The organism is Streptomyces sp. NPDC007808, from assembly GCF_042868655.1.
Classification (GTDB): Bacteria; Actinomycetota; Actinomycetes; order Streptomycetales; family Streptomycetaceae; genus Streptomyces.
The window spans coordinates 841,560-867,825 of sequence record NZ_JBIAEQ010000003.1 but is presented as its reverse complement, the minus strand read 5'-3'; the positions used below and the strand labels follow the sequence as shown (position 1 = coordinate 867,825).

General features: G+C 69.0%; 20 protein-coding genes and 2 pseudogenes. 16 read left to right on the top strand and 6 right to left on the bottom strand.

Translation table 11 applies throughout. The features are described from left to right. Positions 1-16 precede the first annotated feature (16 nt). A complete protein-coding gene (locus tag ACFYNL_RS15600) occupies positions 17-523 on the bottom strand; it encodes a MarR family winged helix-turn-helix transcriptional regulator (RefSeq protein ID WP_388802751.1) in 507 nt (168 codons plus the stop codon). A gap of 163 nt (positions 524-686) precedes the next feature. On the opposite strand from ACFYNL_RS15600, the gene ilvA reads away from it, so the two are divergent. The 3 genes from ilvA (at position 687) to ACFYNL_RS15585 (ending at position 3,923) form a co-directional block, all read left to right on the top strand. Further along, positions 687-1,916: a threonine ammonia-lyase gene (gene ilvA / locus ACFYNL_RS15595; RefSeq protein ID WP_388802568.1), complete on the top strand. Its 1,230-nt coding sequence runs from the start codon at positions 687-689 to the stop codon at positions 1,914-1,916. A 172-nt stretch (positions 1,917-2,088) separates the two neighbouring features. Next, entirely contained in the window at positions 2,089-3,069 is a 981-nt protein-coding gene (locus tag ACFYNL_RS15590) for an ATP-binding cassette domain-containing protein (protein WP_388802565.1), read from the top strand. Next, a complete protein-coding gene (locus ACFYNL_RS15585; protein ID WP_388802562.1) occupies positions 3,066-3,923 on the top strand; it encodes an ABC transporter permease in 858 nt (285 codons plus the stop codon). Before ACFYNL_RS15590 ends, ACFYNL_RS15585 begins: the two co-directional genes overlap by 4 nt. Before the next feature lie 81 nt (positions 3,924-4,004). Here the strand turns inward: ACFYNL_RS15585 and greA are convergent, their stop codons facing one another. Continuing rightward, positions 4,005-4,505, bottom strand: coding sequence for a transcription elongation factor GreA (gene greA / locus ACFYNL_RS15580; protein WP_388802559.1), 501 nt, complete (start codon positions 4,503-4,505; stop codon positions 4,005-4,007). Positions 4,506-4,716: 211 nt separating this feature from the next. Beyond that, positions 4,717-5,115, bottom strand: coding sequence for a DUF4307 domain-containing protein (locus ACFYNL_RS15575; RefSeq protein ID WP_388802556.1), 399 nt, complete (start codon positions 5,113-5,115; stop codon positions 4,717-4,719). Between the two features lie 224 nt (positions 5,116-5,339). On the opposite strand from ACFYNL_RS15575, the gene mca reads away from it, so the two are divergent. From mca to ACFYNL_RS15515, 12 genes and pseudogenes are all read left to right on the top strand, one after another. After that, positions 5,340-6,200, top strand: coding sequence for a mycothiol conjugate amidase Mca (gene mca, locus ACFYNL_RS15570; protein ID WP_388802748.1), 861 nt, complete (start codon positions 5,340-5,342; stop codon positions 6,198-6,200). Then, a complete protein-coding gene (locus ACFYNL_RS15565) occupies positions 6,193-6,459 on the top strand; it encodes a hypothetical protein (RefSeq protein WP_388802553.1) in 267 nt (88 codons plus the stop codon). The genes mca and ACFYNL_RS15565 overlap by 8 nt, the downstream gene beginning before the upstream one ends. Before the next feature lie 480 nt (positions 6,460-6,939). Next, positions 6,940-7,098, top strand: a pseudogene (locus ACFYNL_RS15560) (DUF255 domain-containing protein); the annotation flags it as partial. 675 nt (positions 7,099-7,773) lie between these two features. Further along, positions 7,774-9,816 (top strand): N-6 DNA methylase, encoded by a 2,043-nt coding sequence (locus ACFYNL_RS15555; protein WP_388802551.1) that lies wholly within the window; start codon positions 7,774-7,776, stop codon positions 9,814-9,816. A 168-nt stretch (positions 9,817-9,984) separates the two neighbouring features. Then, positions 9,985-10,386 (top strand): DUF4357 domain-containing protein, encoded by a 402-nt coding sequence (locus tag ACFYNL_RS15550; protein ID WP_388802548.1) that lies wholly within the window; start codon positions 9,985-9,987, stop codon positions 10,384-10,386. Positions 10,387-10,502: 116 nt separating this feature from the next. After that, positions 10,503-10,742: a hypothetical protein gene (locus ACFYNL_RS15545; RefSeq protein ID WP_388802546.1), complete on the top strand. Its 240-nt coding sequence runs from the start codon at positions 10,503-10,505 to the stop codon at positions 10,740-10,742. A 316-nt stretch (positions 10,743-11,058) separates the two neighbouring features. Further along, positions 11,059-11,730, top strand: a pseudogene (locus ACFYNL_RS15540) (thioredoxin domain-containing protein); the annotation flags it as partial. A 700-nt stretch (positions 11,731-12,430) separates the two neighbouring features. After that, positions 12,431-14,473: a thioredoxin domain-containing protein gene (locus ACFYNL_RS15535; RefSeq protein WP_388802544.1), complete on the top strand. Its 2,043-nt coding sequence runs from the start codon at positions 12,431-12,433 to the stop codon at positions 14,471-14,473. A gap of 191 nt (positions 14,474-14,664) precedes the next feature. Continuing rightward, on the top strand, positions 14,665-15,942 hold the full coding sequence (locus tag ACFYNL_RS15530; protein WP_388802541.1) for a glycosyltransferase: 1,278 nt from the start codon (positions 14,665-14,667) through the stop codon (positions 15,940-15,942). Then, positions 15,939-17,588: an ArnT family glycosyltransferase gene (locus tag ACFYNL_RS15525; protein WP_388802538.1), complete on the top strand. Its 1,650-nt coding sequence runs from the start codon at positions 15,939-15,941 to the stop codon at positions 17,586-17,588. The genes ACFYNL_RS15530 and ACFYNL_RS15525 overlap by 4 nt, the downstream gene beginning before the upstream one ends. Continuing rightward, on the top strand, positions 17,585-18,766 hold the full coding sequence (locus tag ACFYNL_RS15520; protein WP_388802535.1) for a glycosyltransferase: 1,182 nt from the start codon (positions 17,585-17,587) through the stop codon (positions 18,764-18,766). Before ACFYNL_RS15525 ends, ACFYNL_RS15520 begins: the two co-directional genes overlap by 4 nt. Further along, entirely contained in the window at positions 18,763-21,165 is a 2,403-nt protein-coding gene (locus ACFYNL_RS15515) for a galactose oxidase-like domain-containing protein (RefSeq protein WP_388802532.1), read from the top strand. Before ACFYNL_RS15520 ends, ACFYNL_RS15515 begins: the two co-directional genes overlap by 4 nt. A gap of 1 nt (position 21,166) precedes the next feature. Here the strand turns inward: ACFYNL_RS15515 and ACFYNL_RS15510 are convergent, their stop codons facing one another. From ACFYNL_RS15510 to ACFYNL_RS15500, 3 genes are all read right to left on the bottom strand, one after another. Continuing rightward, complete coding sequence (locus ACFYNL_RS15510; RefSeq protein ID WP_388802529.1) at positions 21,167-21,892, bottom strand: Mut7-C RNAse domain-containing protein; 726 nt, start codon at positions 21,890-21,892, stop codon at positions 21,167-21,169. Positions 21,893-21,925: 33 nt separating this feature from the next. Continuing rightward, on the bottom strand, positions 21,926-22,555 hold the full coding sequence (locus tag ACFYNL_RS15505; protein WP_388802526.1) for a TetR/AcrR family transcriptional regulator: 630 nt from the start codon (positions 22,553-22,555) through the stop codon (positions 21,926-21,928). Between the two features lie 358 nt (positions 22,556-22,913). Further along, the gene (locus tag ACFYNL_RS15500; protein WP_388802523.1) at positions 22,914-23,663 is read right to left on the bottom strand and encodes a hemolysin III family protein; all 750 of its coding nucleotides are present in this window, start codon (positions 23,661-23,663) and stop codon (positions 22,914-22,916) included. A gap of 331 nt (positions 23,664-23,994) precedes the next feature. On the opposite strand from ACFYNL_RS15500, the gene ACFYNL_RS15495 reads away from it, so the two are divergent. Further along, on the top strand, positions 23,995-25,818 hold the full coding sequence (locus ACFYNL_RS15495) for a phosphoenolpyruvate carboxykinase (GTP) (protein ID WP_388802521.1): 1,824 nt from the start codon (positions 23,995-23,997) through the stop codon (positions 25,816-25,818). Positions 25,819-26,266: the final 448 nt, after the last annotated feature.

The following is a 26,266-nucleotide window of genomic DNA, read 5'->3' as shown; positions in this document are numbered from 1 at the left end:
GGCCGGTCCCGATCCGTCAGGACGCCGAGGACGGTTCCGCGCCGGAGATGCCCTGGGCCGCCATCCGTGAGGAGAGCGCGACGTTGAAGCGGGTGAGGAGCGTGCAGAACGCCTCGCGCTCCTCCGGGTCCCAGTCCTGCGTGAGCTCGGCCATCAACTGGCGCCGGGACGAGCGCACTTCCTCCAGCCGGGACTGCCCGCGCGGGGACAGCTGCAGCACCACCGCCCGGCCGTCCTCGGGGTGCGAGGTCCGCTTGACGAGCCCCGTGTCGACGAGCGGCGCCACCTGCCGGGTGACCGTCGACGAGTCGATCCCCATGCTCGCGGCGAGCGCCTTGACGCCCATGGGGCCTTCCTTGTCGAGGCGGTTGAGCAGCAGGTATGCGGCGCGGTCCATGGAGTTGCGCACCTGCCCGACCCCACCGAGCCGGGTCTGTTCGGCACGACGGGCGAACACCGCCACCTCGTGCTGCAGCGTGTCGAGGAGACCGCTGTCCGCGACGGTCGTCATGTCCATCGACATTTCAGGTGTTGTGGGCATGGCCGGGGGCTCACTTCATGAAGGGGGTGCTGGGTTGGGGGACAGGGTACGCGGCCCGGACGCGGGGTGTACCGGCGCTGCCCAAACCCATCTCGGTGCTTGGTCACACCAGGGCCCGGCGCCTGTGAACTGCGAGACTTGAGTCATGAGCTACAGCACGGCTGACTCCTTGCCTCCCGTCACGCTCGACGACGTGCGCGGCGCCCAGAAGATGCTCTCGGGCGTGGCACGGGTGACGGCGATGGAGGGCAGCAGGCACCTGTCCCAGCTGGTGGGAGCGCCGGTGCACCTCAAGTGCGAGAACCTCCAGCGGACGGGCTCGTTCAAGCTGCGCGGCGCCTACGTGAGGATCGCCGGGCTGCTGCCGCAGGAGCGGGCGGCGGGGGTCGTGGCCGCCAGCGCCGGCAACCACGCGCAGGGCGTCGCCCTCGCGTCGTCGCTGCTCGGCGTGCACTCCACGGTGTTCATGCCGAAGGGGGCCCCGCTGCCGAAGATCAGCGCCACCAAGGACTACGGCGCCGAGGTGCGCCTGCACGGCCAGGTGGTCGACGAGACGCTGGCCGCGGCGCAGGAGTACGCGCACGAGACGGGCGCGGTGTTCATCCACCCCTTCGACCATCCCGACGTCATCGCGGGCCAGGGCACGGTCGGCCTGGAGATCCTGGAGCAGTGCCCGGAGGTGCGGACGATCGTCGTCGGCATCGGCGGGGGAGGGCTCGCGGCGGGCATCGCTAGGGCGGTCAAGGCGCTGCGGCCGGACGTGCGGATCGTGGGCGTGCAGGCGGCGGGCGCGGCGGCGTATCCGCCCTCGCTGGCAGCCGGGCATCCGGTCGCGGTCGACAACCCGGCGACGATGGCCGACGGCATCCGGGTCGGCAGGCCCGGTGAGGTGCCGTTCCGGATCATCGGCGAACTCGTCGACGAGGTCCGCACGGTCACCGAGGACGAGCTGGCCACCGCCCTGCTGCTGTGCCTGGAGCGGGCCAAGCTGGTCGTCGAGCCCGCGGGGGCGAGCCCCGTCGCGGCGCTGCTGAGCGACCCCGGCGCCTTCGAGGGCCCGGTGGTCGCGGTGCTGTCCGGCGGCAACGTCGACCCGGTGCTGCTGCAGCGGGTGCTGCGGCACGGCATGGCCGCGCAGGGCCGCTACCTGGCCGTTCGGCTGCGGCTGACGGATCGGCCGGGTGCGCTCGCCACGCTCTTGGGGGTGCTGTCGGCGGTGGACGCCAACGTCCTCGACGTGAGCCATGTCCGGACCGACCCACGGCTCGGGCTCACGGAGGCGGAGGTGGAGCTGCACCTGGAGACGAAGGGCACCGCGCACTGCGTCGAGGTCGGCCAAGCCCTCCGCGAGGCGGGCTACATCGTCATCGGCTGAGCGGTCGGGGCGGCGAAAGACCAGGTCACAGCCTCCTTGTCACTCGTTCGGGTAAATCCGTTGTGGGACGCGATACATCGCGTTATGGTGTGTTGCCGTATTCCCGCCACGAGCGGCATGAAAAGTGCAAACCTAGGCTTCCCGAAGTTTCCCCGACGACGTGGAGATTCATATGCCAGGCGCCATCTATGCCGAAGGCCTGGTGAAGACCTTCGGTGACGTAAGGGCTCTGGACGGCGTCGACCTCGATGTCCCCGAGGGCACGGTCCTCGGTCTGCTCGGGCCGAACGGCGCGGGCAAGACGACGACCGTCCGCTGTCTGACCACCCTGCTGCGCCCTGACAGCGGCTCGGCGGTCGTCGCGGGCATCGACGTCCTCAAGCAGCCGGACGCCGTCCGCCGTTCCATCGGACTGTCCGGCCAGTTCGCGGCGGTCGACGAATACCTCACGGGCCGCGAGAACCTGCAGATGGTCGGCCAGCTCTACCAGATGAAAGCCAAGGCTGCGAAGGTGCGCGCGGGCGAGCTGCTGGAGCAGTTCGACCTCGCCGACGCCGCCGACCGCCCCACCAAGACCTACTCCGGCGGCATGCGCCGCCGCCTCGACCTCGCGGCCGCCCTGGTGGTCTCACCGCCCGTGATGTTCATGGACGAGCCGACGACCGGCCTCGACCCGCGCAACCGCCAACTGCTCTGGGAGGTCATCAAGCGGCTCGTCTCGGGCGGTACGACGCTGCTGCTCACCACCCAGTACCTGGAGGAGGCCGACCACCTCGCGCACGAGATCGCGGTCGTCGACCACGGCCGTGTCATCGCCAAAGGCACCTCCGACCAGCTCAAGGCCCGCACCGGCGGCGAACGCGTCGAGGTCGTGGTGCACGAGCGCGACGACATCCGGGCCGCCTCCGAAGTGCTGCGCGGCTTCGGCAAGGGGGACACGACGGTCGAGGACCACATGCGCAAGCTCACCGTGCCGGTGACCGGCGGCGCCAAGCTGCTCGCCGAGGTCATCCGCGAGCTCGACACCCGCGGCATCGAGATCGACGACATCGGTCTGCGCCGCCCGACCCTCGACGACGTGTTCCTCTCCCTGACGGGCCACGTGGCCGAGGTGAAGGACGAGGAGAACGGCAAGGAGGCCGTCAAGAAATGAGCGCTCTCACCGACGCCGTGCGCGTCGCGCCGGCCGCCAACCCGGTCAGCCAGTCGATCCGGGACTCGGTGGTCGTCGCCAAGCGCAACCTGATCCGGATGTCCCGGATCCCCGAGATGATCATTTACGGCCTCATCCAGCCGATCATGTTCGTGGTCCTGTTCACCTACGTCTTCGGCGGATCCATGCAGATCGGCGGCAGCACCAGTGCCGTCGACTACAAGAACTTCCTGATGGCGGGCATCTTCGCGCAGACCGTCACCTTCGCCACCGCCAGCTCCGGCGCGGGCATCGCCGACGACATGCACAAGGGGCTCATCGACCGCTTCCGCTCCCTGCCGATGGCCCGAGGCGCCGTGCTCACCGGACGCACCTTCGCCGACCTCGTCCAGACCGCCCTGACCCTGGTCGTCCTGGCGGTGGTCGCCCTGCTGGTCGGCTGGCGCGTCGGGTCGGACGGCAGCACCAACGCGGGCCGAGTGCTCGGGGCCTTCGGACTGCTGCTCCTGCTCGGGTACGCCTTCACCTGGATCGGCGCCCTGATCGGCATGTCCGTCCGGACACCCGAGGCGGCCACCTCAAGCGGCCTGATCTGGCTCTTTCCGGTCACCTTCATCTCGAACGCGTTCGTGGACACCAGTCACATGACCCCGTGGCTGCGGCACATCGCCGAGTGGAACCCGTTCAGCGCGACCGTGCAGGCCTGCAGGGTGCTGTTCGCCAACCCGGGCCAGTCGCCGTCGGACGCCTGGCCCATGCAGCACCCGGTGTGGGCCTCGCTGATCTACTCGGTGCTGATCCTCGTGGTCTTCCGGACCCTCGCGGTGCGCAAGTACCGCTCCGCGACGGCATAGCCGAAGCCCCCGGCGCCGGAAGGGCGCCGGGGGCTTCGGCGGTGGACGGGTCGGTCGGGCTCGGCCGCCGCGCGGTCCGGGTCAGCCGCTGTAGGGCTCGGCCTTCAGGATCTTCACCGAGGCCTTCTTGCCGTTCGGGAGCTCGTACTCCGCGTCCTCGCCGACCTTGTGGCCGATCACGCCGGAGCCCAGCGGGGACTGCGGCGAGTACGTCTCGATGTCGGAGCTCGCGTACTCGCGTGAGGCGAGCAGGAAGGTCAGGGTGTCGTCCTCGTCACCGTCGAAGGCGATCGTCACGACCATGCCGGGGGCCACCGCACCGTCCGCAGACGCCGGGGCCTCGCCGACCTTGGCGTTCTCCAGGAGCTGGGTCAGCTGGCGCACTCGGAGCTCCTGCTTGCCCTGCTCCTCCTTGGCCGCGTGGTACCCGCCGTTCTCGCGCAGGTCGCCCTCCTCGCGCGCGGCCGCGATCTTGGCGGCGATCTCCGTGCGCGCAGGACCAGACAGGTACTCCAGCTCGGCCTTGAGCTGGTTGTACGCCTCCTGGGTAAGCCAGGTGACGTTCTCGCTGGTCTGGGTCACAGGTGCTCCTCGTAGGTACTGGGAATACAAAGCATCGCCCTACCCAGAAGGATGTTCCCTCACGGAAGGGCGAAACCACGAGCCTAACAATTCAATGGCCGAAGGGGGAGGACATAAGCCACCAGAATTGCATCGACGCAGGTCAGCGCCTATGCATTCCGGGCGGATCCGGTCGGTGTCGACCAGCCTCGATCGGTTCCGGTCAACCGGCTCAGTCGGCGTGGCAGCCGAGCAGCTCGGCCGTCGTTCCCAGGGAGGTCGTACGCAGGGTGACGACCTTGTCGATCCGGGTCGCGTCCCCGTCGAAACGGAAGTCGGCCCTGCCCACCTCGGCGCCGTTCTCCGCCTGGGAGCGCAGCGTGCAGTAACCGGAGGCACCGGCGTCCTTGCGGACCTCCAGATGGACCTTCACCGAGTCCTCGGCCGCGTCGAAGCCGATCACCTCGGCGCTGATCTTGTTCTGGGCGACGTAGTGGTAGCCGAAGTACCCGACCAGAGCCAGCAGCGCCGCACCGAGCACCGCGCCGACGACCTTGAGCGTGCGGTCGGCGCGCGCGTCCGAGGAGCGGCCGTAGCGGCCCTCGGGCAGCCGCGTGCTCGGCGTACTCATGATCGTCCTCTCGGTCGGGGCGGGCCGGATGTCCCGAAAAGGAGTCTCCGGGCCGTACCCCGGAATTATCCGCCCTCCGATTCGGTCACTATAGAAGCCGCCCGCCCGCGACCCGACCGCCGCCCCTCATCGACGTCCCACCGGGACGGCACCCATCTGAATTGCCCGGTGCACACCGGGCGCCGACTTACGAGGATTGAGTCTTGACTGACCAGTTGCGACTGATGGCCGTCCACGCCCACCCCGACGACGAGTCGAGCAAGGGCGCGGCGACGATGGCGAAGTACGTGTCCGAGGGGGTGGACGTGCTGGTCGTGACCTGCACGGGCGGGGAGCGCGGCTCCATCCTCAATCCGAAGCTGCAGGGCGACGCGTACATCGAGGAGCACATCCACGAGGTACGCAAGAAGGAGATGGACGAGGCGCGGGAGATCCTCGGCGTCGAGCAGGAGTGGCTCGGCTTCGTCGACTCCGGCCTGCCCGAGGGCGACCCGCTGCCTCCGCTGCCGGAGGGCTGCTTCGCCCTGGAGGACGTCGACAAGGCGGCCGGTGAGCTGGTGAAGAAGATCCGCTCGTTCCGTCCCCAGGTGATCACCACCTACGACGAGAACGGCGGCTACCCGCACCCCGACCACATCATGACCCACAAGATCTCGATGGTCGCCTTCGAGGGTGCGGCGGACACCGAGAAGTACCCGGAGGCGGAGTTCGGCCCCGCCTACCAGCCGCTCAAGCTCTACTACAACCAGGGCTTCAACCGTCCTCGCACCGAGGCGCTGCACCAGGCCATGATCGATCGCGGCCTGGAGTCACCGTACGGCGACTGGCTCAAGCGCTGGGACGAGTTCGGTATGAAGCAGCGCACGCTCACCACGCACGTCCCGTGCGGTGACTTCTTCGAGATCCGCGACAAGGCCCTGATCGCGCACGCCACCCAGATCGACCCCGACGGCGGCTGGTTCCGCGTCCCGATGGAGATCCAGAAGGAGGTCTGGCCGACCGAGGAGTACGAGCTGGCGAAGTCCCTCGTCGGTACCTCCCTCCCCGAGGACGACCTCTTTGCGGGCATCCGCGACAATGCCTGACATGAGCGCAAGCGCAAGCCTGGCAATGACACAGCTCGCCACCCTCGCCAAGGAGGTGGACAAGGACAAGGTCACCCCCGGCGTCCTCGGGTTCATCGTCTTCGCGGTGATGGCCCTGGCGGTGTGGGGCCTGATGAAGTCCATGAACCGTCACATGAGCAGGGTCGACTTCAAGGAGGCCCCGGAGGCGCAGGCCGACGCCGGTGACTCCCAGGGCGCCGCGGCGGCCGGTTCCTCGGCCGAGCCCCGACAGGGCTGACGGCACACAGCCGGAGGGCGGGCGGGCGGCACGGCGGCCGAGTGACCGCCGGTCCACACCGCCACGCCCATGGCGTCCCGGCATGGAGTACCCGGGCGTGGCGTCCCGGGCATGGCGTCCCGGGCATGGCGATTCGGCACCATGCCGAGCCGCCGTGCCCGCGGGCCGGCCTCCAGGTTCACGCCGCGCGCCGACCGACCTCCCACTGCACGCCGCGCGCCGGCCGACCTCCACTGCACGCCGCGCGCCGGCAGGAGCCGCTGCGGCCTCGCCGCCGTCGTCCGGCTTCGCGTCCCGTGGCGGATGACCGGCGCGGGACGGCGGGGCCGGTTCCTCCTGCGGCACCGCCGAGCCGATTTCCATGCCGCCCGATGCCGCGTGCGGCAGCGGGGTGCACCGCAGGACCCGGGTCCGGCCGCCGCCCCGCCGGTCGCCGTACGACGCGGACGGCTGATGGCCCCGGTGGGGCAGGATGGACGTATGCCGGACCGACTGGCTCACGAAACCTCCCGGAACCTGCTCCAGCACGCCGACAACCCGGTCGACTGGTGGCCGTGGTCGGCCGAGGCCTTCGAGGAGGCACGAAAGAGCGGTATACCGGTTCTGCTGAGCGTCGGCTACAGCAGCTGCCACTGGTGCCAGTGAACTCGCGAACCCGGTAGTCGGCGGTGCTCGTGTCTCCCTGATGATCAAGCATTGCTCGCAGAGCTTCGACCAGTCGCCTCGGTCGGAGGTCAGGACGATCGCCGGGGGACCCTTCGATGCGAGCCGCCACTCCGAGGTCTTGCGTAGGAGCAAGGAGAGCGCCTCGGAGGAAACGCGTCAGCGCCACGGCCCGGCCGCTCCTTCACGGGGCCCGCTGATCATGGGTGCCTCGTGGACCCGGCCGAGGAGTCATGGGTCCGACCGTGCGCTGGAGAGCCCCTCCCTCAAAGTGACCTGCATCACACTTCATCCTTTTCTCGACGCCCCGCCGCTGTGATTCCGGCCGACGGGCTGGCAGCCGGAGCTGCGGCCCACCTGAGAAGAAACTGCGCAGCGACGCTGCGCAATGAGCTGGTCCAGTCTCTGCTCGATACGTCGCTCCGTTGGGTCAGGGCAAGTTGACGCTAATCTAGGTCTCACGCGGAGCCCTCGAGTGTCGACGTCGACGAGCAATGAAGGTAATGGGGGTGCGCAGTAACGCTGCGCATAACCTCCGGTGGACTTGAAGTCGCGAAGGCGTTCATCGAACCAACTGATCGCGGCCACCGCTGGGGCGTCTTCATCAACCGGGCGAAGTGGAACGAGAAGGACTTCGAGGAGGGGTGCTCGATGATCGAAGAAGCGGAAGACCCGGCAGCAGAGGTCGCCGACCGGCTGTGGCGGGCGTACGCGCCCTACCGGCGCGGCCGGGGTACGGCCGGCGACCTCGACGCGATGCTGGCGATCCTGATGCTCGCCGCCTTCGCGGAGGAGGAAGGCCAAGCCGAGGGCGATTTCGTTAAGCGGTGGAAGCGTGCCTCGGCGGAGGCCGCCGTCGGTTTCTCCCCGGTGGCCGAGCTGCGGGGGGCTCTGCAGGAGGCGGCCCGGCGTCCGAATTTTCCGCTGCCATGGCCGGCTGACCTCGACCTTGGGAGCGGGCCGGACGACGCCGCCTGGACGACGGCTTTCGTTGCGGCTCTGGATCGGAGCCCCGGCCTCGGAGAGGTCGCAGTGGCCGACGTCTGCGAGCTGTTGCTCCAGCGGCACGCGGAAGAAGGGGCATTGCCGGGAGGGGAGTTCTATACACCGCGCGGAGTCGCTGATCTGCTCGCGGATCTGGCCGGTCCGCGTGCGGGAGACCGAATCATGGACCCGGCCTGTGGCACCGGAAGCGTGCTCGCGGCTGCCGCTCGGTACCTGGCCGAGAGGGGGGCGGTCGGTGACAACTCGTTCGAGGCGTACGCGGTGGATCGGGCCAACGTGCGCCCGGCGATGCTGAACCTGGCCCTGCACAGGGTGAGCGCGCCGCAGGTGGGGCTGGCGGACCCGGCGATGCTGTTGCGGGACCGAAATCTGGGCCGCGCGGACCGGGTGTTGAGCAATCCGCCGTTCAACCAGCGGATTGACGGGTGGGAACGGCGACAGTTCGTCGCGCCACCGGAGTCGAGTGCCAACTTCGCCTGGTTGCAGCTCGCTTGGTCCCAACTGAAGGAAGGCGGGATCGCGGCGGTCGTGATGCCTGCGCGGGCGGCTTGGGCGGGAGGGGCAGAGGCGCTGATCCGCCGGGAGATGGTGGCCCGGGGCGCGGTTCTCGCGGTGATCGCCTTGCCGGCGTACCTTTTTGCGGGAACCAACATCGCCGTGCACATCTGGGTACTCGGCCGAGGACGCCGGGCCTGTCCAGCGCACCGAAGCGATTCCGTCATCCTCGTCGATGCGCGCGGCGCGGGAGGGCGGTCGTCGGAGCGGCCCCGCGTGCTGGCGAGCGAGGACGTCGGCCGCATCGCCGCACGCTTCCGACTCTGGTTCGAAACCCCGGAGGAGGTGGACGAGCCGGGTTTCTCCCGATCGGTCACCTACGCCGAACTCATCGAGAACGCCGGCAACCTTGATCCGCGGACCTACCTCAGGACGGAGAGCGAGCCGGGTGGGGTCACGGACCTGAGCGCCGTGCTGGCCGATTTTGAGCGGCGTAACCGCGAGACGTCGGAGCTCGGTGCGGAGCTGGCGCAGATCGCCGGCGCACAGGATCAGCTGGCGCAGAACGGCATCCGATGCCAGAACCTCTCACTGAAGGACGTGGTGGGCGAAGGGGTGACGGCCGATGGCCGCCCCGTGCGGTTGCTCGCGGGGCCTTCGGGAAGCTTGATCCGGGCCCAGGACTATGTGGAGGCTCCTGGGGTTCCTGTGGTGATGCCGAAGGACATCTCGGACATCGGCTTCCTCGTGGACGACATCAAGCGAATTTCCGAGCAGCATGCCGAACGGCTCGACCGATTTCGGTTGAACCCGGGCGATGTCGTGATCGCCCGCCGGGGTGATCTCGGACGGTGTGCCGTAGTCGGGGAAGAGCAGCGGGGCTGGGTCTGCGGTACCGGCTGTTTCGTGATCAGCCCTCCCGCCACCGTCGACTCCCGCTACCTGGCGGCATTCTTGCGCAGCTCCGAAGCGCGGGAGTGGCTCGATGCGCATTCGACCGGAAGCCTGGCACTGCGGACCATCTCACTCGATGTGCTCGGGATGCTGCCCGTTGCCCTTCCCGATCTCGACATCCAGCGGTCCATCGGTGCGGCCATGGCGAGCTTCGATGTCCACGAGCGGCGATTGCTGGACCAGTTGGCGGCGATGCGGGACATGCGCAGCAAGGCGCTGAGCAGCTTCCTGGCGAGATGAGGCGGCCGGACCCGTCCGTAGGCGACGCGGTCGGCATCCGGCGCTCTTCCCCTCTCAGTTCTCCTTAACTGCTGAGCAAAGGAGTTGAGTCGAGCTGCTCGTGCTGCTTAAAATCGAAGACAATTCAAGGAAACCCGTCGGGGAAGGCCATCTATGTCAGGAGTGCGCATGGCCACGCTGAGCATCCATTTCGACCCCGCCGTCATCGCCCGACTCGTGAGCGCGAGCGGTGACGACACCATCCACGTCACCCTGTCCCTCGGCGAAGGGGCCGCCTCGGCGCAGACTGCTCCGGTGATCCCCCAGGGACCTCTGGCCGGGCTGATGCGTGCCGGCCTGCTGGAACCGGGGGCGGTGCTCACGTTCCGTCAGCGCCGCGCCAACAGGTCGGGCCGTGCCGTCGTCACTGCCGACGGCCAGCTCGTCGTCGACGGCCACCCCTCCCCCTTCCCCTCGCCGTCCAAGGCAGCGGAGGCAGTGACCGGCAACATCATCAACGGCTGGACCCTGTGGCGGACGCCCGACGGTTCCACGCTGGATCAGCTGCGGCAGAAGCTGGATGCCGAGTAACCGTCCAGGCGCCCCCCGGCCGGGGGCGTCGAACCCGTCCTTGGACCAGGCCGTTTACCTGCACCCGCCGCCGAGGCATCTCGTTCCGGCAGCGGGCTTCGAATAGGGGGGACTCCTTGTACGTAACCTTTGACCTGATCACCGCCCTTGTCGTTGCCGGGGCCTTCGCGGCCGGGGTGCTCGTCTACCGCCGGACCGCGCCACCGGAGGGTGCGACCGGTCAGTCGAGAGGAGAGCGGCTGGCGGTCGCACTCGGTGCGGCGGCTACCGTCATCGTGATCGGCAGTTACCTCGGGGGCGGGTTCCGAGGCATCGAGCACGCTGCGAACCCCGCGAAGTCCGACGTCAGCCGGTAGACGGTGCCGTGGCCGGAGGTGCCCCGGGCGGAAGAGTCGCCAGGGGCGCCTCCGACGTTCGGGTGTCTCCGGCTTTCGCGAACCCAGTGGTCGGCGGTGCTCCCACGTCCCTGATGGTCACGCGCTTCGCATAGAGCTTCGACCTGTCATCGCAGTCGGAAGTCAGGGCGAGCGCGTTGAGACTCGAAGCGGTGTTGAACCTTATCCACATGTCGGGGACGGATGGCGTCGGCGAGTTTTCCGTCATTGAGCTGGTCGACGGAAAAGCCGACGGGTTGCGCCACGTTGTGCGTCAGGGCTGTACCGAGGTGCCGGGATGCCCGACCCGGAGAGGGATGGAGTCGCCCACCACGTGATGGCCCACGAGTCCTTCGAGGACCAGAAGACCGCCGACTTCCTCAACGCCCATTTCGTCAACGTCAAGGTCGACCGCGAGGAACGCCCCGACGTGGACGCCGTCTACATGGAGGCCGTCCAGGCGGCCACCGGCCAGGGCGGCTGGCCGATGACCGTGTTCCTCACGCCGGACGCCGAGCCGTTCTACTTCGGCACCTACTTCCCGCCTGCGCCCCGGCAGGCCATGCCGTCCTTCCGTCAGGTACTGGAGGGCGTGCACAGCCTGGGTGAACCGGCGGGACGAGGTCGCCGACGTGGCGGGGAAGATCGTGCGGGACCTCGCCGGGCGGGAGATCTCCTACGGCGGCACCGAGGCTCCCGGCGAGCAGGAGGTGGCCCAGGCGCTGCTCGGGCTCACCCGCGAGTAAGACCCGTAGCGCGGCGGGTTCGGGGGCGCGCCAACTTCCCGCCGTCCATGGTGATCGAGTTCCTGCTGCGGCACCACGCGCGGACGGGCGCCGAGGGTGCGCTGCAAATGGCGCGGGACACCTGTGAGCGGATTGGCCGGGGCGGGATCTACGACCAGCTCGGCGGCGGACCCGCGCGGTACTCCGTCGACCGGGACTGGATCGTGCCGCACTTCGAGAAAGTAGCTACCTAAGATCCATCACTTCCATACCATTTCCCCTGAGAAAAAAAGGGGGGTTGTGGTGCGCGAGGAGCATCACGGTCAAGCCGGCCGCGCGGCAGGGGGACCACACCCCGATCCTGGAACGGCTTGAGTTCGACTGGCTGTCGAAGAAGGACACAACCACCGAGAAGTGAGTTCGAAGCACAAGGCCGGGCCTTCGGGCCCGGCCTTGTGCTCTTCTCCGGCAATCTGCCCAGTCTCCGAGTGAGGGCGGACGGAGCGGGGAGGGGCTCAGGACCCGGTCTCCGGGGTGGTCTACTTCCCGCCGACGCCGCCCGGCAGCAACCACGCCCCCATCCCCGGCCGCAGCGAGCACTCGTGAGGCGGACGCGCGCCTTGGTGCCGGCCCTCGCTGATTTCCTGACGTGGGTCCTCGTGGGCCTGGTGCTCACGCTGCACATCTGGGTTTCCCATCCCTTCCGTGATCGCGGCGGCGCGGGGCGGCCGGGGTGGGAGGACAGGTCCCGCCCCGGTCGCTGAGCTACAGAAGGGCAGGCGGCCTGGACGGTCAGCAGGGCGCGCGGGGACCGTGGCGGCGTAACACTGCCACTCGCCAGCCGGTCCGGCCGCGCGAGCGCTGAGCCGGCATCCCTCGGCGCGTTCGTGTGCTGCCCCTGTGGCGCATGGACGGGGCGGAGGCGGGGTGCGCAAGGATGGGGGTATGCCGAACCGACTTGCGCAGGCCACATCCCCCTACCTTCTCCAGCACGCGGACAACCCCGTCGACTGGTGGCCATGGGAGACCGGCGCGTTCGAAGAAGCCCGGCGGCGCAACGTCCCCGTGTTCTTGAGCGTCGGCTACAGCGCGTGCCACTGGTGCCACGTCATGGCACATGAGTCCTTCGAGGACGACGACACCGCTGCGTACATGAACGAGCACTTTGTGTCCGTCAAGGTGGACCGTGAAGAGCGGCCGGACGTGGACGCCGTCTACATGGAGGCCGTGCAGGCCGCCACGGGGCAGGGCGGCTGGCCCATGTCCGTGTTCATGACGCCGGACGGGGAGCCGTTCTACTTCGGTACGTACTTCCCTCCCGGGCCCCGCCACGGGATGCCGTCCTTCCGGCAGGTACTCGAAGGCGTCCACAGCGCCTGGACGAGTCGGCGTGACGAAGTGGGCGAAGTCGCCGCGAAGATCACCAGGGACCTTGCCGGGCGGGAGCTGAGTATCGAGTCCGCAGGGTTGCCCACCGACGAGACTCAGGCCCTGGCGCTCCTGCAACTGACCCGGGACATCGACCCCGCGAGCGGCTGGTTCAAGGGAGACACCAAGTTCCCGCCGTCGATGGTGGTCGAGTTCCTGCTGCGCCATCACGCGCGTGCGGGTTCCGTGGCGGCGCTGGAGATGGCCGAGGGGCTGTGCGGCGCGATGGCTCGTTCGAGCCTGTACGACCAGGTGGGAGGCGGCTTCCACCGGTACGTACTCACGCCGAGGGCTGGTGGACCTTTGGTACCCCACTTCGAGAAGATGCTGTACGACAACGCCCTGCTGTGCCGGGTGTACGCCCATCTGTGGCGGGCCACCGGATCCGAGCTCGCCCGGCGCGTCGCCCTGGAGACCGCGGACTTCATGGTGCGTGAACTGCGCACGGACGAGGGCGGGTTCGCTTCCGCGCTCGACGCCGACAGCGACGACGGGACCGGTGCGCACGTCGAGGGCGCGTACTACGTCTGGACCCCTCAGCAGCTGCGCGAGGTGCTCGGCGACGACGACGCCGAACTCGCCGCCCGGTATTTCGGCGTCACCGAGGAAGGCACCTTCGAGCACGGGTCCTCCGTCCTCCAACTCCCGCAGCAGGAGGGCGTGTTCGGCGCCGAGAAGATCGCGTCCGTGAAGGAACGCCTCCTCGCGGCACGGGCCGACCGCCCCGCGCCGGGCCGTGACGACAAGATCGTCGCGGCCTGGAACGGCCTCGCGATCGCCGCCCTCGCCGAGACCGGCGCCTACTTCGACCGCCCCGATCTGGTGGACGCCGCGCTCGGTGCCGCCGACCTCCTCGTCCGGTTGCACCTCGACGACCAGGCCCGCCTCACGCGCACGAGCAAGGACGGCCGGGCGGGCGGCAACGCGGGGGTGCTGGAGGACTACGGCGATGTCGCCGAGGGCTTCCTCGCGCTGGCCTCCGTCACCGGTGAGGGCGTCTGGTTGGACTTCGCCGGGTTCCTGCTCGACCACGTGCTCGCCCGCTTCACCGACGAGGAGTCCGGCGCCCTGTACGACACCGCCGCCGACGCCGAGCAGCTGATCCGCCGCCCGCAGGACCCCACCGACAACGCCGCCCCCTCCGGCTGGAGCGCGGCGGCCGGCGCCCTGCTGAGCTACGCCGCGCAGACCGGCGCCGGGTCGCATCGTGCCGCGGCCGAGAAGGCGCTGGGTGTGGTCAAGGCCCTCGGCCCGCGCGTTCCCCGCTTCATCGGCTGGGGTCTGGCCGTGGCCGAGGCCGGCCTGGACGGGCCGCGGGAGGTCGCGATCGTCGGACCGAGTCTGGATGACAAGGCCACGAAGACGCTGCACCGTACGGCACTTCTGGCCACTGCTCCGGGGGCGGTCGTGGCCGTGGGAACTCCGGAGAGTGACGAGTTCCCGCTTCTCGTTGACCGGCCTCTGCAGCAGGGTCAACCTGCCGCTTACGTCTGCCGTAACTTCACGTGCGATGCCCCGACCACCGAGCCGGACCGGTTGCGAACCGCGCTGAGCAGCTGAAACGGCATGTCCATGCGGCAGTTACGCAAGCTGTGTTCGAATTGTTCACTCTCGGGGATCGTTGTGATGAAACGCGCTCTTCACTGAAACGGCCTGCGGCCTTCACGGATCCCCCCTAATCTCTGCACAGTGCCGCGACGGGTGTAACTCACCGTTGCGACAGGGGGCATTGGGGATCTGGGGGGATCTGATTGTTGACATCTGTCTTCATAGCCGTTGTCTCGCTGGCCTTGTTCTGGATGGCGGCTTTCACCTTGTGGTGGCAGATGCACGCGTGGCGCACGCCCGAGGTGCTCGCCTCCACCCGGTTCAGCAGACCGGACGGCGGCGAGCACGTGTCGTTCTCGCTGCTGTTGCCGGCCCGGCACGAGCAGGCCGTGCTGGACCACACCATCCAGCGGTTGCTGGAGTCGACGCACACCGATTTCGAGATCATCGTGATCGTCGGGCACGACGACCCGGAGACCGCGGAGGTGGCCGACAGGGCCGCCGCACGTGACCCGCGGGTCCGGGTCGTCGTCGACACCCACGAGAAGAAGAACAAGCCGAAGGCCATGAACACGGCGCTGCCGCACTGCCGCGGCGACGTCGTCGGGGTCTTCGACGCCGAGGACCAGGTCCACCCGGAGCTCCTCGCGCACGTGGACCACGCGTTCCGGACCACGGGAGCCGATGTGGTCCAGGGGGGCGTCCAGCTCATCAACTTCCACTCCAGCTGGTACAGCCTGCGCAACTGCCTGGAGTACTTCTTCTGGTTCCGGTCGCGACTGCACCTGCACGCGCAGAAGGGGTTCATCCCGCTCGGCGGCAATACCGTCTTCGTACGCACCGACGTGCTGCGGGAGGCCGACGGCTGGGACCCCGACTGCCTCGCCGAGGACTGCGATCTGGGCGTGCGCCTGTCCAGTGTCGGCAAGAAGGTCGTCGTCGCCTACGACTCCGACATGGTCACCAAGGAGGAGACGCCCGGCAGCCTCATGTCGCTGCTCAAGCAGCGCACCCGCTGGAACCAGGGCTTCCTGCAGGTCTACCGGAAGAAGGACTGGCGGCAACTGCCCACCTTCGGGCAGCGGTTGCTCGCCCGGTACACGCTCATGACGCCGTTCATGCAGGCCTTCACCGGGCTCGTCATCCCGCTCAACATCGCGATCGCCGTCTTCTTCGACGTGCCGGTGAGCGTCGCGTTCATCACCTTCCTGCCGGCCGTCACCGCGCTCGTCACCTTCGTCTTCGAGATCGTCGGACTGCACGACTTCGGCAAGCAGTACGGGCTGCGCGTCCGCTTCGTCCACTACCTGAAGCTCGTCGTGGGCGGCCCCTTCTATCAGGTGCTCCTCGCGGGCGCCGCCGTCCGCGCCGTATGGCGTGAGCAGCGCGGCCAGAACGACTGGGAGCTGACCACCCACGTCGGCGCGCATCTCTCCGACGCCGAAGCGACCCGAGACCTCCGAGAGGACGTCCCTGCGTGACCTCCACCCTTCCCGCGGTGACCACTGCGAAGGTCCCCGCGCAGAGACAACCTGTCCATGAAACTTGTTCGACCAGTCGAACAGAGCCGCCGAAGCGTCTCCGGTCCTCCCGTCCCGACCTGATCCTGTGCGGCGTACTCCTCGCCGCGATCCTGGTTGTGCAGGGCTGGAACATCGCCGACTACCCGACTCTCAGCGACGACGAGGGCACCTACCTCGCCCAGGCCTGGGCGGTCCAGGAGGGCAGGGGCCTCGCCCACTACACCTACTGGTACGACCACCCGCCCCTAGGCTGGATCCAGATAGCCCTGCTGACCTGGATACCCGCCGCGCTCAGCCCCGAGTCGATGACCGTCGGCACCATGCGCGCCGCGATGCTCGTCATCAGCGCGGTCAGCGCGGTGCTCGTCTACGTGCTCGGGCGACGGCTGTCCCTGCCGCGCTGGGCGGCCGGGCTCGGCATGGTCCTGTTCGGCCTGTCGCCGCTGTCGGTCGTCCTCCAGCGGGAGATCTTCCTCGACAACCTCGCGGTGATGTGGACGCTGCTCGCGTTCGCCCTCGCCGCCTCGCCCAGCCGGCACCTCTGGCACCACTTCGGGGCCGGGATCGCGGCCGCGACGGCCGTACTGACCAAGGAGACGATGCTTTTCGTCCTCCCCGCGGTCCTCATCACCATGTGGCGGCACAGCCACCGTGACACCCGCAAGTTCGCCGTGACCGGAGCCGTCACCGCCTGCGCGCTGATCGGCCTCTCCTACCCCCTGTTCGCCCTGCTGAAGGGCGAACTGTTCCCGGGCAGCGGCCACGTCTCGCTCTGGGACGGCATCAAGTACCAGATGACCAGGCCCGGTTCCGGTTTCATCCTGGACCAGGGGTCCGGCTCCCACGGCGTGCTCCGGTCGTGGCTCTACTACGACCGTGTCCTCATCCTCGGCGGACTCGCCGGTGGCCTGCTGCTCCTGGCCACCTGGCGCTGGTCGGTCACCGCCCGCGCGCTGGCCGGACCGTCGTGCGCGGTGGTGATCCTCGCCCTGGTGGCCATGCGTCCCAACGGCTACCTGCCCGCGATGTACGTCATCCAGGCACTGCCCTTCCTCGCTCTCGTCCTCGCCGGAGGAACGGCCTCCGTCGCCCACGCCGTCCTGCGCAGGGGGCGGTCCGAGGCCGAGAAGCGGTACGTGACCGGCGGACGGTACGCCCTCGCGGCCGTCCTCGCGCTCGGCGCCGGCGCCTATGTCGTGCCGCGCTGGTACGACGGCGACCGCACCGCCGTCACCGCCGACGCCAACGCGCCCTACCAGGCCGCCTCCCGGTGGCTCTCCACCGAGGTGGAGGACCCGGAGAGCACCCGGGTGCTCGTCGACGACGCGCTGTGGCTGGATCTGGTGCACGCGGGCTACGAGCCCGGTCGCGGCGTCATCTGGTTCTACAAGGCCGACCTCGACCCGGCCGTGACGAAGACGATGCCGCGCGGCTGGAAGGACCTCGACTACGTGGTGGCCTCGCCGACGGTACGGCGCGACGCGGTCGACCTGCCCAACGTCCGGGCGGCCATCGAGCACTCGAAGGCCGTCGCCGTGTTCGGCACCGGCGAGGACCGGATCGAGATCCGGCGGATCCAGACAGCCTCGGGAGGGGTTCGATGAGCCAGGAGTCCACCGTCCCCGAGGAACTGGGCGAACCGGCCGTACAGGCGGCCGAGATCCCCGAACCGGGCGCGGTCACCATCGTCGTACCGACCTTCAACGAGTCGGCGAACGTACGGCAGCTGCTGCACCGGATCACCGAGTCGGTGCCGTCCCGGCTGCCCTGCGAGGTCGTCTTCGTGGACGACTCCACCGACGACACCCCGCAGGTCATCGAGGAGGCCGCGCAGGACTGCCCGTTCCCGGTCACCGTCATCCACCGGGACGAACCCGTCGGCGGACTCGGCGGCGCGGTCGTCGAGGGGATGAAGGCCGCCGCCTCGGACTGGATCGTCGTGATGGACGGCGACTGCCAGCATCCACCGTCCCTGGTCCCGGAGCTGGTCGCCACCGGGGAGCGGGCGAACGCCGGGCTCGTCGTCGCCTCCCGGTACATCAAGGGCGGCAGCCGGGCCGGGCTCGCGGACAGCTACCGCGTGGCCGTGTCACGGGCGGCGACCTGGCTGACCAAGGCTCTCTTCCCGCGCCGGCTGCACGGCATCAGCGACCCGATGAGCGGCTTCTTCGCCATCCGGCGCAGTGACATCACCGCGGAGGCGCTCAAGCCGCTCGGCTACAAGATCCTGCTGGAGCTGGCGGTGCGCAGCCGCCCGCGGACGGTCACCGAGGTGCCGTTCGTGTTCCAGGAGCGGTTCGCGGGGGAGTCCAAGTCCACGGCGGCCGAGGGCCGGCGCTTCCTGCGGCATCTCGCCGGGCTGCGCACGGCCGACCCGCTGGCCCGCATGGTGGTGTTCGGACTGATCGGGCTCACCGGCTTCGTGCCCAACCTGACCGCGCTGTGGGCGATGACCCAGGCGGGGCTGCACTACCTCCCCGCCGAGATCATCGCCAACCAGTTCGGTGTGGCCTGGAACTTCCTGCTCATCGAGAAGCTGCTGTTCCGCGACCGCCGCCGGCACCGGCACTGGGCCGACCGCACCGCCAGGTTCGCGCTCCTCGCCAACGCCGACCTGGTGCTGCGCATCCCGCTGATCGCCCTGCTCGTGGGGCAGTTCGGGCTGGCCGTGCTGCCGGCCACGGCGCTGGCCCTGGTCATCACCTTCGTCCTGCGCTTCGTCGGTACCGAGGCGCTGGTCTATCTGCCGCGCAGGAGCCGCACAGCAAGGAGTACTGCATGAGATACAGAACCAGAACGGCCCTGCTGGCCGTGATGGGACTCACCGGTGGTCTGCTCCTCACCGCGCCCCCACCCGCCTCCGCCGCCAACCTCATCAAGAACCCCGGCTTCGAGACCGCCGGCAGCGACGACATGCCCTACTGCTGGAAGAAGTCCGGCTGGGGCGACAACGACTTCACCTTCGAGACGGTGGCCGACGCGCACTCGGGAAGCAAGGCCATGAAGGTCACGCTGACCCGGCGTGTCGACGGCGACCGCAAGGCGCTGATCACCGAGTCCGCCGCGTGCGCGCCCGTCGTCACGCCGGGCAAGCAGTACGACCTGGGGCTCTGGTACAAGTCGACCACCCCGGACACCTCGGTCACCCTGTTCCGGCACGACCCGGTGGCGGGCTGGCAGTACTGGACCGATCTGAAGACGCTGCAGATGGCGGACGGTTGGACCGAGGCCACGGTCCGCACACCCGAGGTGCCCGCCGGCACCGACCGGATCGCCTGGGGTGTCTCGGTCTACGGCACCGGCTCCGTCACCACCGACGACTACACGATGGAGCAGGTCGCCGACCCGGTGCCCGACCCGGTGTGCACCGGCACCGCCGAGGAGTGCGCGAACGGCCGCTGGGACGTGCTGCCCACGAAGAACCCCGTGCGCTCCATGCACTCCGTGGTCCTGCACAACGGCAAGGTGCTGCTGATCGCGGGCTCCGGCAACGACCCGTCGATGTTCGAGGCGGGCACCTTCACGAGCGCCGTGTACGACCCGGAGAACGGCACGTACAAGCAGATCCCCACGCCCAAGGACATGTTCTGCGCCGGGCACGTCCAGCTGGACGACGGGCGGGTGCTCGTGATGAGCGGCAACAAGGGCTATCCGTCGGCGGACGGCAAGGTCGGCTACCAGGGCTACAAGGACTCGTACCTCTTCGACCCGGTCACCGAGACGTACAGCAGGACCAACGACATGAACGACGGCCACTGGTACCCGTCGGCCACGATCCTCGGCAACGGTGACGTGATCTCCTTCGGCGGTCTGAAGGAGGACTCGACCGGGTCGGTCGCCGCCGAGCGGTGGTCGGACGCCGAGCAGAAGTGGCTCGAACTCTGGAAGGTCAACCAGACCTGGTCCTACTGGGGTCTGTACCCGTCGATGATCCTGATGCAGGACGGCCGCCTGTTCTACTCGGGCAGCCATGTCTTCGGGAACAACATCCCGGGCACGGGCTCGGCGATCTACGACTACGACGCCAACACCGTCACCCAGGTCCCCGGCCTGCGGAACAAGGACCAGCGCGACCAGTCCGCGAGCGTGCTGCTGCCCCCGGCCCAGGACCAGAAGGTCCTCACCATCGGCGGCGGCAACATCGACTCCAACCCGGACGCGAATCGCCTGACCGACGTCATCGACCTCAAGCAGCCCGACCCGTCGTACGTCGCCGGACCGCCGCTCCCGCAGGGCACCGTCGATCTCGGTGCCGGAAAGGTCCCGCAGACCGGTGACCAGGGCAAGATGTACGTCTCCGCCGTCCTGCTGCCCGACGGCAAGGTCCTGGAGACGGGTGGCGCGCTGCACAACCGGGCCGACCCGGTGTACGAGTCGTCGCTGTACGACCCGGCGACCAACACGTTCGACCCGGTGGCCCCGGACCCGGAGGAGCGCGGCTACCACTCCTCGGCGTTCCTGCTGCCGGACGGCCGGGTGATGACGACCGGCGACAACCCGGGCAACGGCACCTGGAACCATGACGTGTCGGTCTACACCCCGCCCTATCTCCTCAAGGGCGAGCGCCCGAAGATCACGTCGGTCATCGACACCGAGTGGAGCTACGGCGACACCCAGCGCATCACCGTCGACCGGCCCATCGCCAAGGCCGAGCTGATCCGCCCGGCCGCCGTCACCCACTCCTCCGACCCGAACCAGCGCTTCGTCGACCTGCCGTTGTCGGTGGACGGCGACAACGTCGACCTGAACGTGACGAGCAACCCCAACCTGGCCCCGCCCGGCTGGTACATGCTCTTCGCGGTCGACGCCAACGGGGTGCCGTCGGTGGCCGAGTGGGTGCACCTGAAGGGTCCGCAGGCCCTGAGCGCCGAGGACGCCTCGGCCCACGTCCACGACTTCGCCGGTGACCTCCAGGGCAAGGTCACGGGCCCGGGCAAGAAGCGCAGCTCGCAGAAGGTCAGCCCGACGGTCTCCGGTTGCGACCGGCACTACGGCTCCGCCAACGTCTGCGTGCCGACCGACTTCCCGTCGACGGTGAAGGCGACGACGAAGTCCCGCTGCGACTGGCTGAAGAAGAACGACTACGGCCGTCTGAAGGTCAACGGCAAGGACGACCCGCTGCGGTTGGACGGCAACCGGGACGGAACCGCCTGCGGGAAGGGTGATGTGAGCAGGCGTTAGCTCAGCTCGCGTAGTCGGCGAGGGCGCGCTCCACGATGGCCACCAGCTGCTCGTGGTGCGCGCCCTTCCAGTAGGCGCGCTTGCACTCGGTGCACTGGGCGAAGACGTCGTACGACCGCTGCGTGCCGCCCTCCAGCCGGTCGGCCACCTCCTCCTTGGTGGCCTCCTTCAGCAGGCCGTTGCAGGCGCTGCACCGGGTCCAGGGCCGCAGTTCGGGCCGAAACCGGGCGAGCACGTCGCGGAGTTGGTCCTCGGGGCGGGTGCTGTAGACGTAGGCGCCGGCCCACAGTTCCCGGCGGCGCAGCAGGCCCCGGTCGCGGCTGAGCATGACCCGCTTCTCGGCGGCCGAGCGGGAGGCGAGGGCCGGGTCGCCGATGTCCGTGGACTCGTAGGCGGTGTCCACGCCGAGGAGGCGCAGGCGGCGGGCGAGGGTGCCGAGATGGACGTCGAGCAGGAAGCGCAGGGGCGCGCCGGGCACCCGCTGGGGGCGTTCGACGGGCCGTACCACCACGCACTCGCCGGCCGCCGGGACGTGGGACACCGGTACCGGGGCACCGTCCACGACCAGGGTGCCGACCTCGGTCAGCGGGACGCCGAGGGACTCGACGACATGGCCGAGGGTGGAGACGCCGTCGGTGGCGAGCCGGGTGGCGCCCGAGCGCCTGGCCTCGGGGACGAACAGGTGCAGCTCGGGGGCGAACTCGACGTGGATCTCGGGACCGTTCACCCGGCCAGCATGTCACGGCAGCGGGCTCGTACCTCAGGTGTTTTTCGCGGGGAGGCCGTGCTCGACGACGTCCAGGGCACGGTCGAGGAGGTCGTGCAGATCGTCCTCGAAGCCGTTCTCGGCCCAGTACAGGGAGATCTCCGTCAGACCGCCGATGAGGGACATCGTGTAGACCCTCGCCTCCAGGCTGTCCCGCTCCACACCGGTGCGCTCGGCGACGGCCTCGGCGAGCATCCGGCCGGTGACCGACATGCTCTCCCGCATCCGTGCGCGCACCGTGGGCACTTCGGCCAGCAACTGCGACCGCAGTCGGACGATCTCGGGTTCCCCCTCCAGCGCGGCGCTGATCGCCAGTTTCATGACGTGCCGCAAGGACTCCGGCCACGGCTCGTCGGCCGGCCGTTTGCGCAGTTCCGTCAGCAGGATCGGGTCGAGCTCGTCCGTCAGGACGATGTCCTCCTTGGTGGGGAAGTAGCGGAAGACGGTGCTCGGTGAGACCTCGGCGCGCTCCGCGATCTGCTCGACGGTGGTGGCCTCGTACCCCTGCTCCGTGACCAGGGCGTAGGTCGCGTCCCGGATGGCGATCCGCGTCTTGATCTTCTTGCGTTCCCGCAGGCCGGGACGGCGTGCGGCTTCCGGAACAGGGGTATGTGCCGTGGTCATGCCCCTCATTGTCGGTCATGGGCCTTGCGGGGGACCAAGGCCGCGGCGCCGGACCCTTGCCGGTCGGTGGGCCGCCGGTTCGGCAGCAGCACTGCCGTGAGGGCCGCCGTCACCGGGGCGGCGATGCCGCAGACGACGAGGGCCGCGGCCATGCCGGAGGAGGGGTCGCGGGACTCGGGCCACGGCCATCGTGGGCAGCGCCACGTTGAGGATCGTCAGGTCGAAGTCGAGCGTGGCCCGTGAATTGAGGGTTACTCTCAAAAGATGTCTACTGTCAATCGGTGCGCTCCTGGTGCACCGGGAGGGCATGAAAAAGGGCCACGGCTCGTGAGTCGTGGCCCGTGTGCACCCGGGAGCGCTATCCGTGCTGGTAGGCCACCAGTGAGATACCGACGTAGTGCGTGATGAACGCCGCCAGTGTGAAGGAGTGGAACACCTCGTGGAAGCCGAACCAGCGCGGTGACGGGTTCGGGCGCTTGATGCCGTAGATCACGCCGCCCGCGCTGTAGAGGAGGCCGCCGACGATCACCAGGACCAGGACCGCGATGCCGCCGGTGCGCATGAAGTCCGGCAGGAAGAACACGGCCGCCCAGCCCATCGCGATGTAGCAGGGCGTGTAGAGCCAGCGCGGGGCGCCCACCCAGAAGACGCGGAAGACGATGCCCGCCGCGGCGGCGCCCCAGATGCCCCACAGCAGCCACTGGCCCTTGGCTCCCGGCAGCAGCAGCATCGTCAGCGGGGTGTACGTGCCCGCGATGATCAGGAAGATGTTGGCGTGATCGAGTCGGCGCAGGACGCCGTCCATGCGCGGGCTCCAGTCGCCCCGGTGGTACAGCGCGCTCACGCCGAACAGCAGGCACGCCGTGAGGGCGTAGATCCCGCAGGCGATGCGGCCCCGGGTCGAGTCCGCGAGGGCGGTCAGGACCAGGCCCGCGACGAGAGCGGCCGGAAACATACCCAGGTGCAGCCAGCCGCGGAGCTTGGGCTTGATCGGGTCGGTGATGTGCTGGGCGACCTGTTGCTTGATCTGGTGCGGCAGGGAGGGCGCGTCGGAAGCGCGGCCGGCGGCCGGCGTGTCCGAGGGCGCGTCGGGGGCGGGCGCATTCATGCGGGGCATCGTACCTACGCGGCCGTAAGTGTCGTATCACCGTGGCCAGATGGCCGCTCGGAAGTGGTCTTCGTCTCATGGCGTACCCGGTATGGGCGCACTCGGGGTGAATCCCCGGTGACGCAGCGAAAACATCGAATGGAGTGGCGATCCTCACGCCGCTCACCTGTGACGCCCTCTGGACATATGGGCGGAGGCGTCGGATGATCAAATGAGTGCGGTCGGCACCGGATGAGCGCGGAAGATCGACTCAGTGCAGCATCCGGGTCGCGGCCCCCACGGGGCATACAAGGGCATATTCAGGACAAAATTCCCTCATTTAGGAGCAACCGTGGCGCGCGACATCGCGGCTCCCCCCGTCGTCCCCACCAATCACCAGGCGCTCGTCTCATGGGTGAACGAGATCGCCGAACTGACCCAGCCGGACAACGTGGTCTGGTGTGACGGCTCCGAGGCCGAGTACGAGCGTCTGTGCGAGGAGCTCGTCGCGAAGGGCACCTTCAAGAAGCTCGACCCGATCAAGCGCCCCAACTCGTACTACGCCGCCTCCGACCCGACCGACGTCGCGCGCGTCGAGGACCGGACCTTCATCTGCTCCGAGAAGGAGGAGGACGCGGGCCCCACCAACCACTGGAAGGCCCCGGCGGAGATGCGGGAGATCTTCCAGGGGGAGAAGGGCCTCTTCCGCGGCTCCATGCGCGGCCGCACCATGTACGTCGTGCCCTTCTGCATGGGCCCGCTCGGCTCGCCGCTGTCCGCGATCGGCGTCGAGATCACCGACTCGGCGTACGTCGCCGTCTCCATGCGCACCATGACCCGCATGGGCCGGCCCGTCCTCGACGAGCTCGGCTCCGAGGGCTTCTTCGTCAAGGCCGTGCACACGCTGGGCGCCCCCCTGGAGGAGGGCCAGGAGGACGTTCCCTGGCCCTGCAACCAGACCAAGTACATCTCCCACTTCCCGGAGAGCCGCGAGATCTGGTCCTACGGTTCCGGCTACGGCGGCAACGCCCTGCTCGGCAAGAAGTGCTACGCCCTGCGCATCGCCTCCGTCATGGCCCGCGACGAGGGCTGGCTCGCCGAGCACATGCTCATCCTCAAGCTGACCCCGCCGCAGGGCGAGTCCAAGTACGTGGCGGCGGCCTTCCCCTCCGCCTGCGGCAAGACCAACCTCGCGATGTTGGAGCCCACCATCTCCGGCTGGACGGTCGAGACCATCGGCGACGACATCGCCTGGATGCGCTTCGGCGAGGACGGCCGTCTGTACGCCATCAACCCCGAGGCCGGCTTCTTCGGCGTCGCGCCCGGAACGGGTGAGCACACCAACGCCAACGCGATGAAGACGCTGTGGGGCAACTCGGTCTTCACCAACGTGGCGCTCACCGACGACAACGACATCTGGTGGGAGGGGATGACGCAGGAGACCCCGGCCCACCTCACCGACTGGAAGGGCAACGACTGGACGCCCGGCAGCGAGACCCCGGCCGCCCACCCCAACGCCCGTTTCACCGTCCCCGCGTCCCAGTGCCCGATCATCGCGCCCGAGTGGGAGGACCCCAAGGGCGTGCCGATCTCGGCGATCCTGTTCGGCGGGCGCCGCGCCACCGCCGTACCGCTGGTGACGGAGTCCTTCGACTGGAACCACGGCGTGTTCCTGGGCGCGAACGTGGCGAGCGAGAAGACCGCCGCCGCCGAGGGCAAGGTCGGTGAGCTGCGCCGCGACCCGTTCGCGATGCTGCCCTTCTGCGGCTACAACATGGGCGACTACATGGCCCACTGGGTCGACGTGGCCAAGGACAAGGACCAGTCCAAGCTGCCGAAGATCTACTACGTCAACTGGTTCCGCAAGAACGACGAGGGCAAGTTCGTCTGGCCCGGCTTCGGTGAGAACAGCCGCGTGCTGAAGTGGATCGTCGAGCGCCTCGACGGCAAGGCCGAAGGCGTCGAGACCCCGATCGGCATCCTGCCGACCAAGGGCGCCCTCGACACGAACGGTCTCGAACTGTCCGACTCCGACCTGGACTTCCTCCTCACCGTCGACAAGGAGGTCTGGCGCGAGGAGGCCGCGCTCGTCCCCGAGCACCTCAACACCTTCGGCGACCACACGCCCAAGGAGCTGTGGGACGAGTACCGCGCTCTGGTGCAGCGCCTGGGCTGATCCAGCCCTCCCTCACGCCGCGGCCGGCTCCGAGCCTGCCCTGACCAGCGAGATCGTCACGGTCGGCCGCGGTGACCGCACCACAGACCGGCGAAGTTCCGTACAACGGCGTGCGGGGCTCCGGGCCTGTCGTCGCATGCTTCCGTCCGCCCCGACGGGAGCGCCGCGATGACAGGCCCTCGCCTGTTTCAGGCGCCCATTGCCGCGGCGAAGTCTGTTTCAGGCGTCCATGGCCGCGGCGACTGTCTGTTTCAGGCGTCCAGGGCCGAATGCGACCGTCTCCGTCAGGCGTACACGGCCGAGGCGACCGTCCCCGTCAGGGACTGACCCGCCGGGGGGCGGAAGGGCGGGGACCGCGACGCCCCGGGAGGGGCAGGGGGAACGCCCTGGCCTGCCCGTGCGTGCTGTGGCGCCCGGTCCGCGCGTCGCTGCGGGTGCACGCGGACCG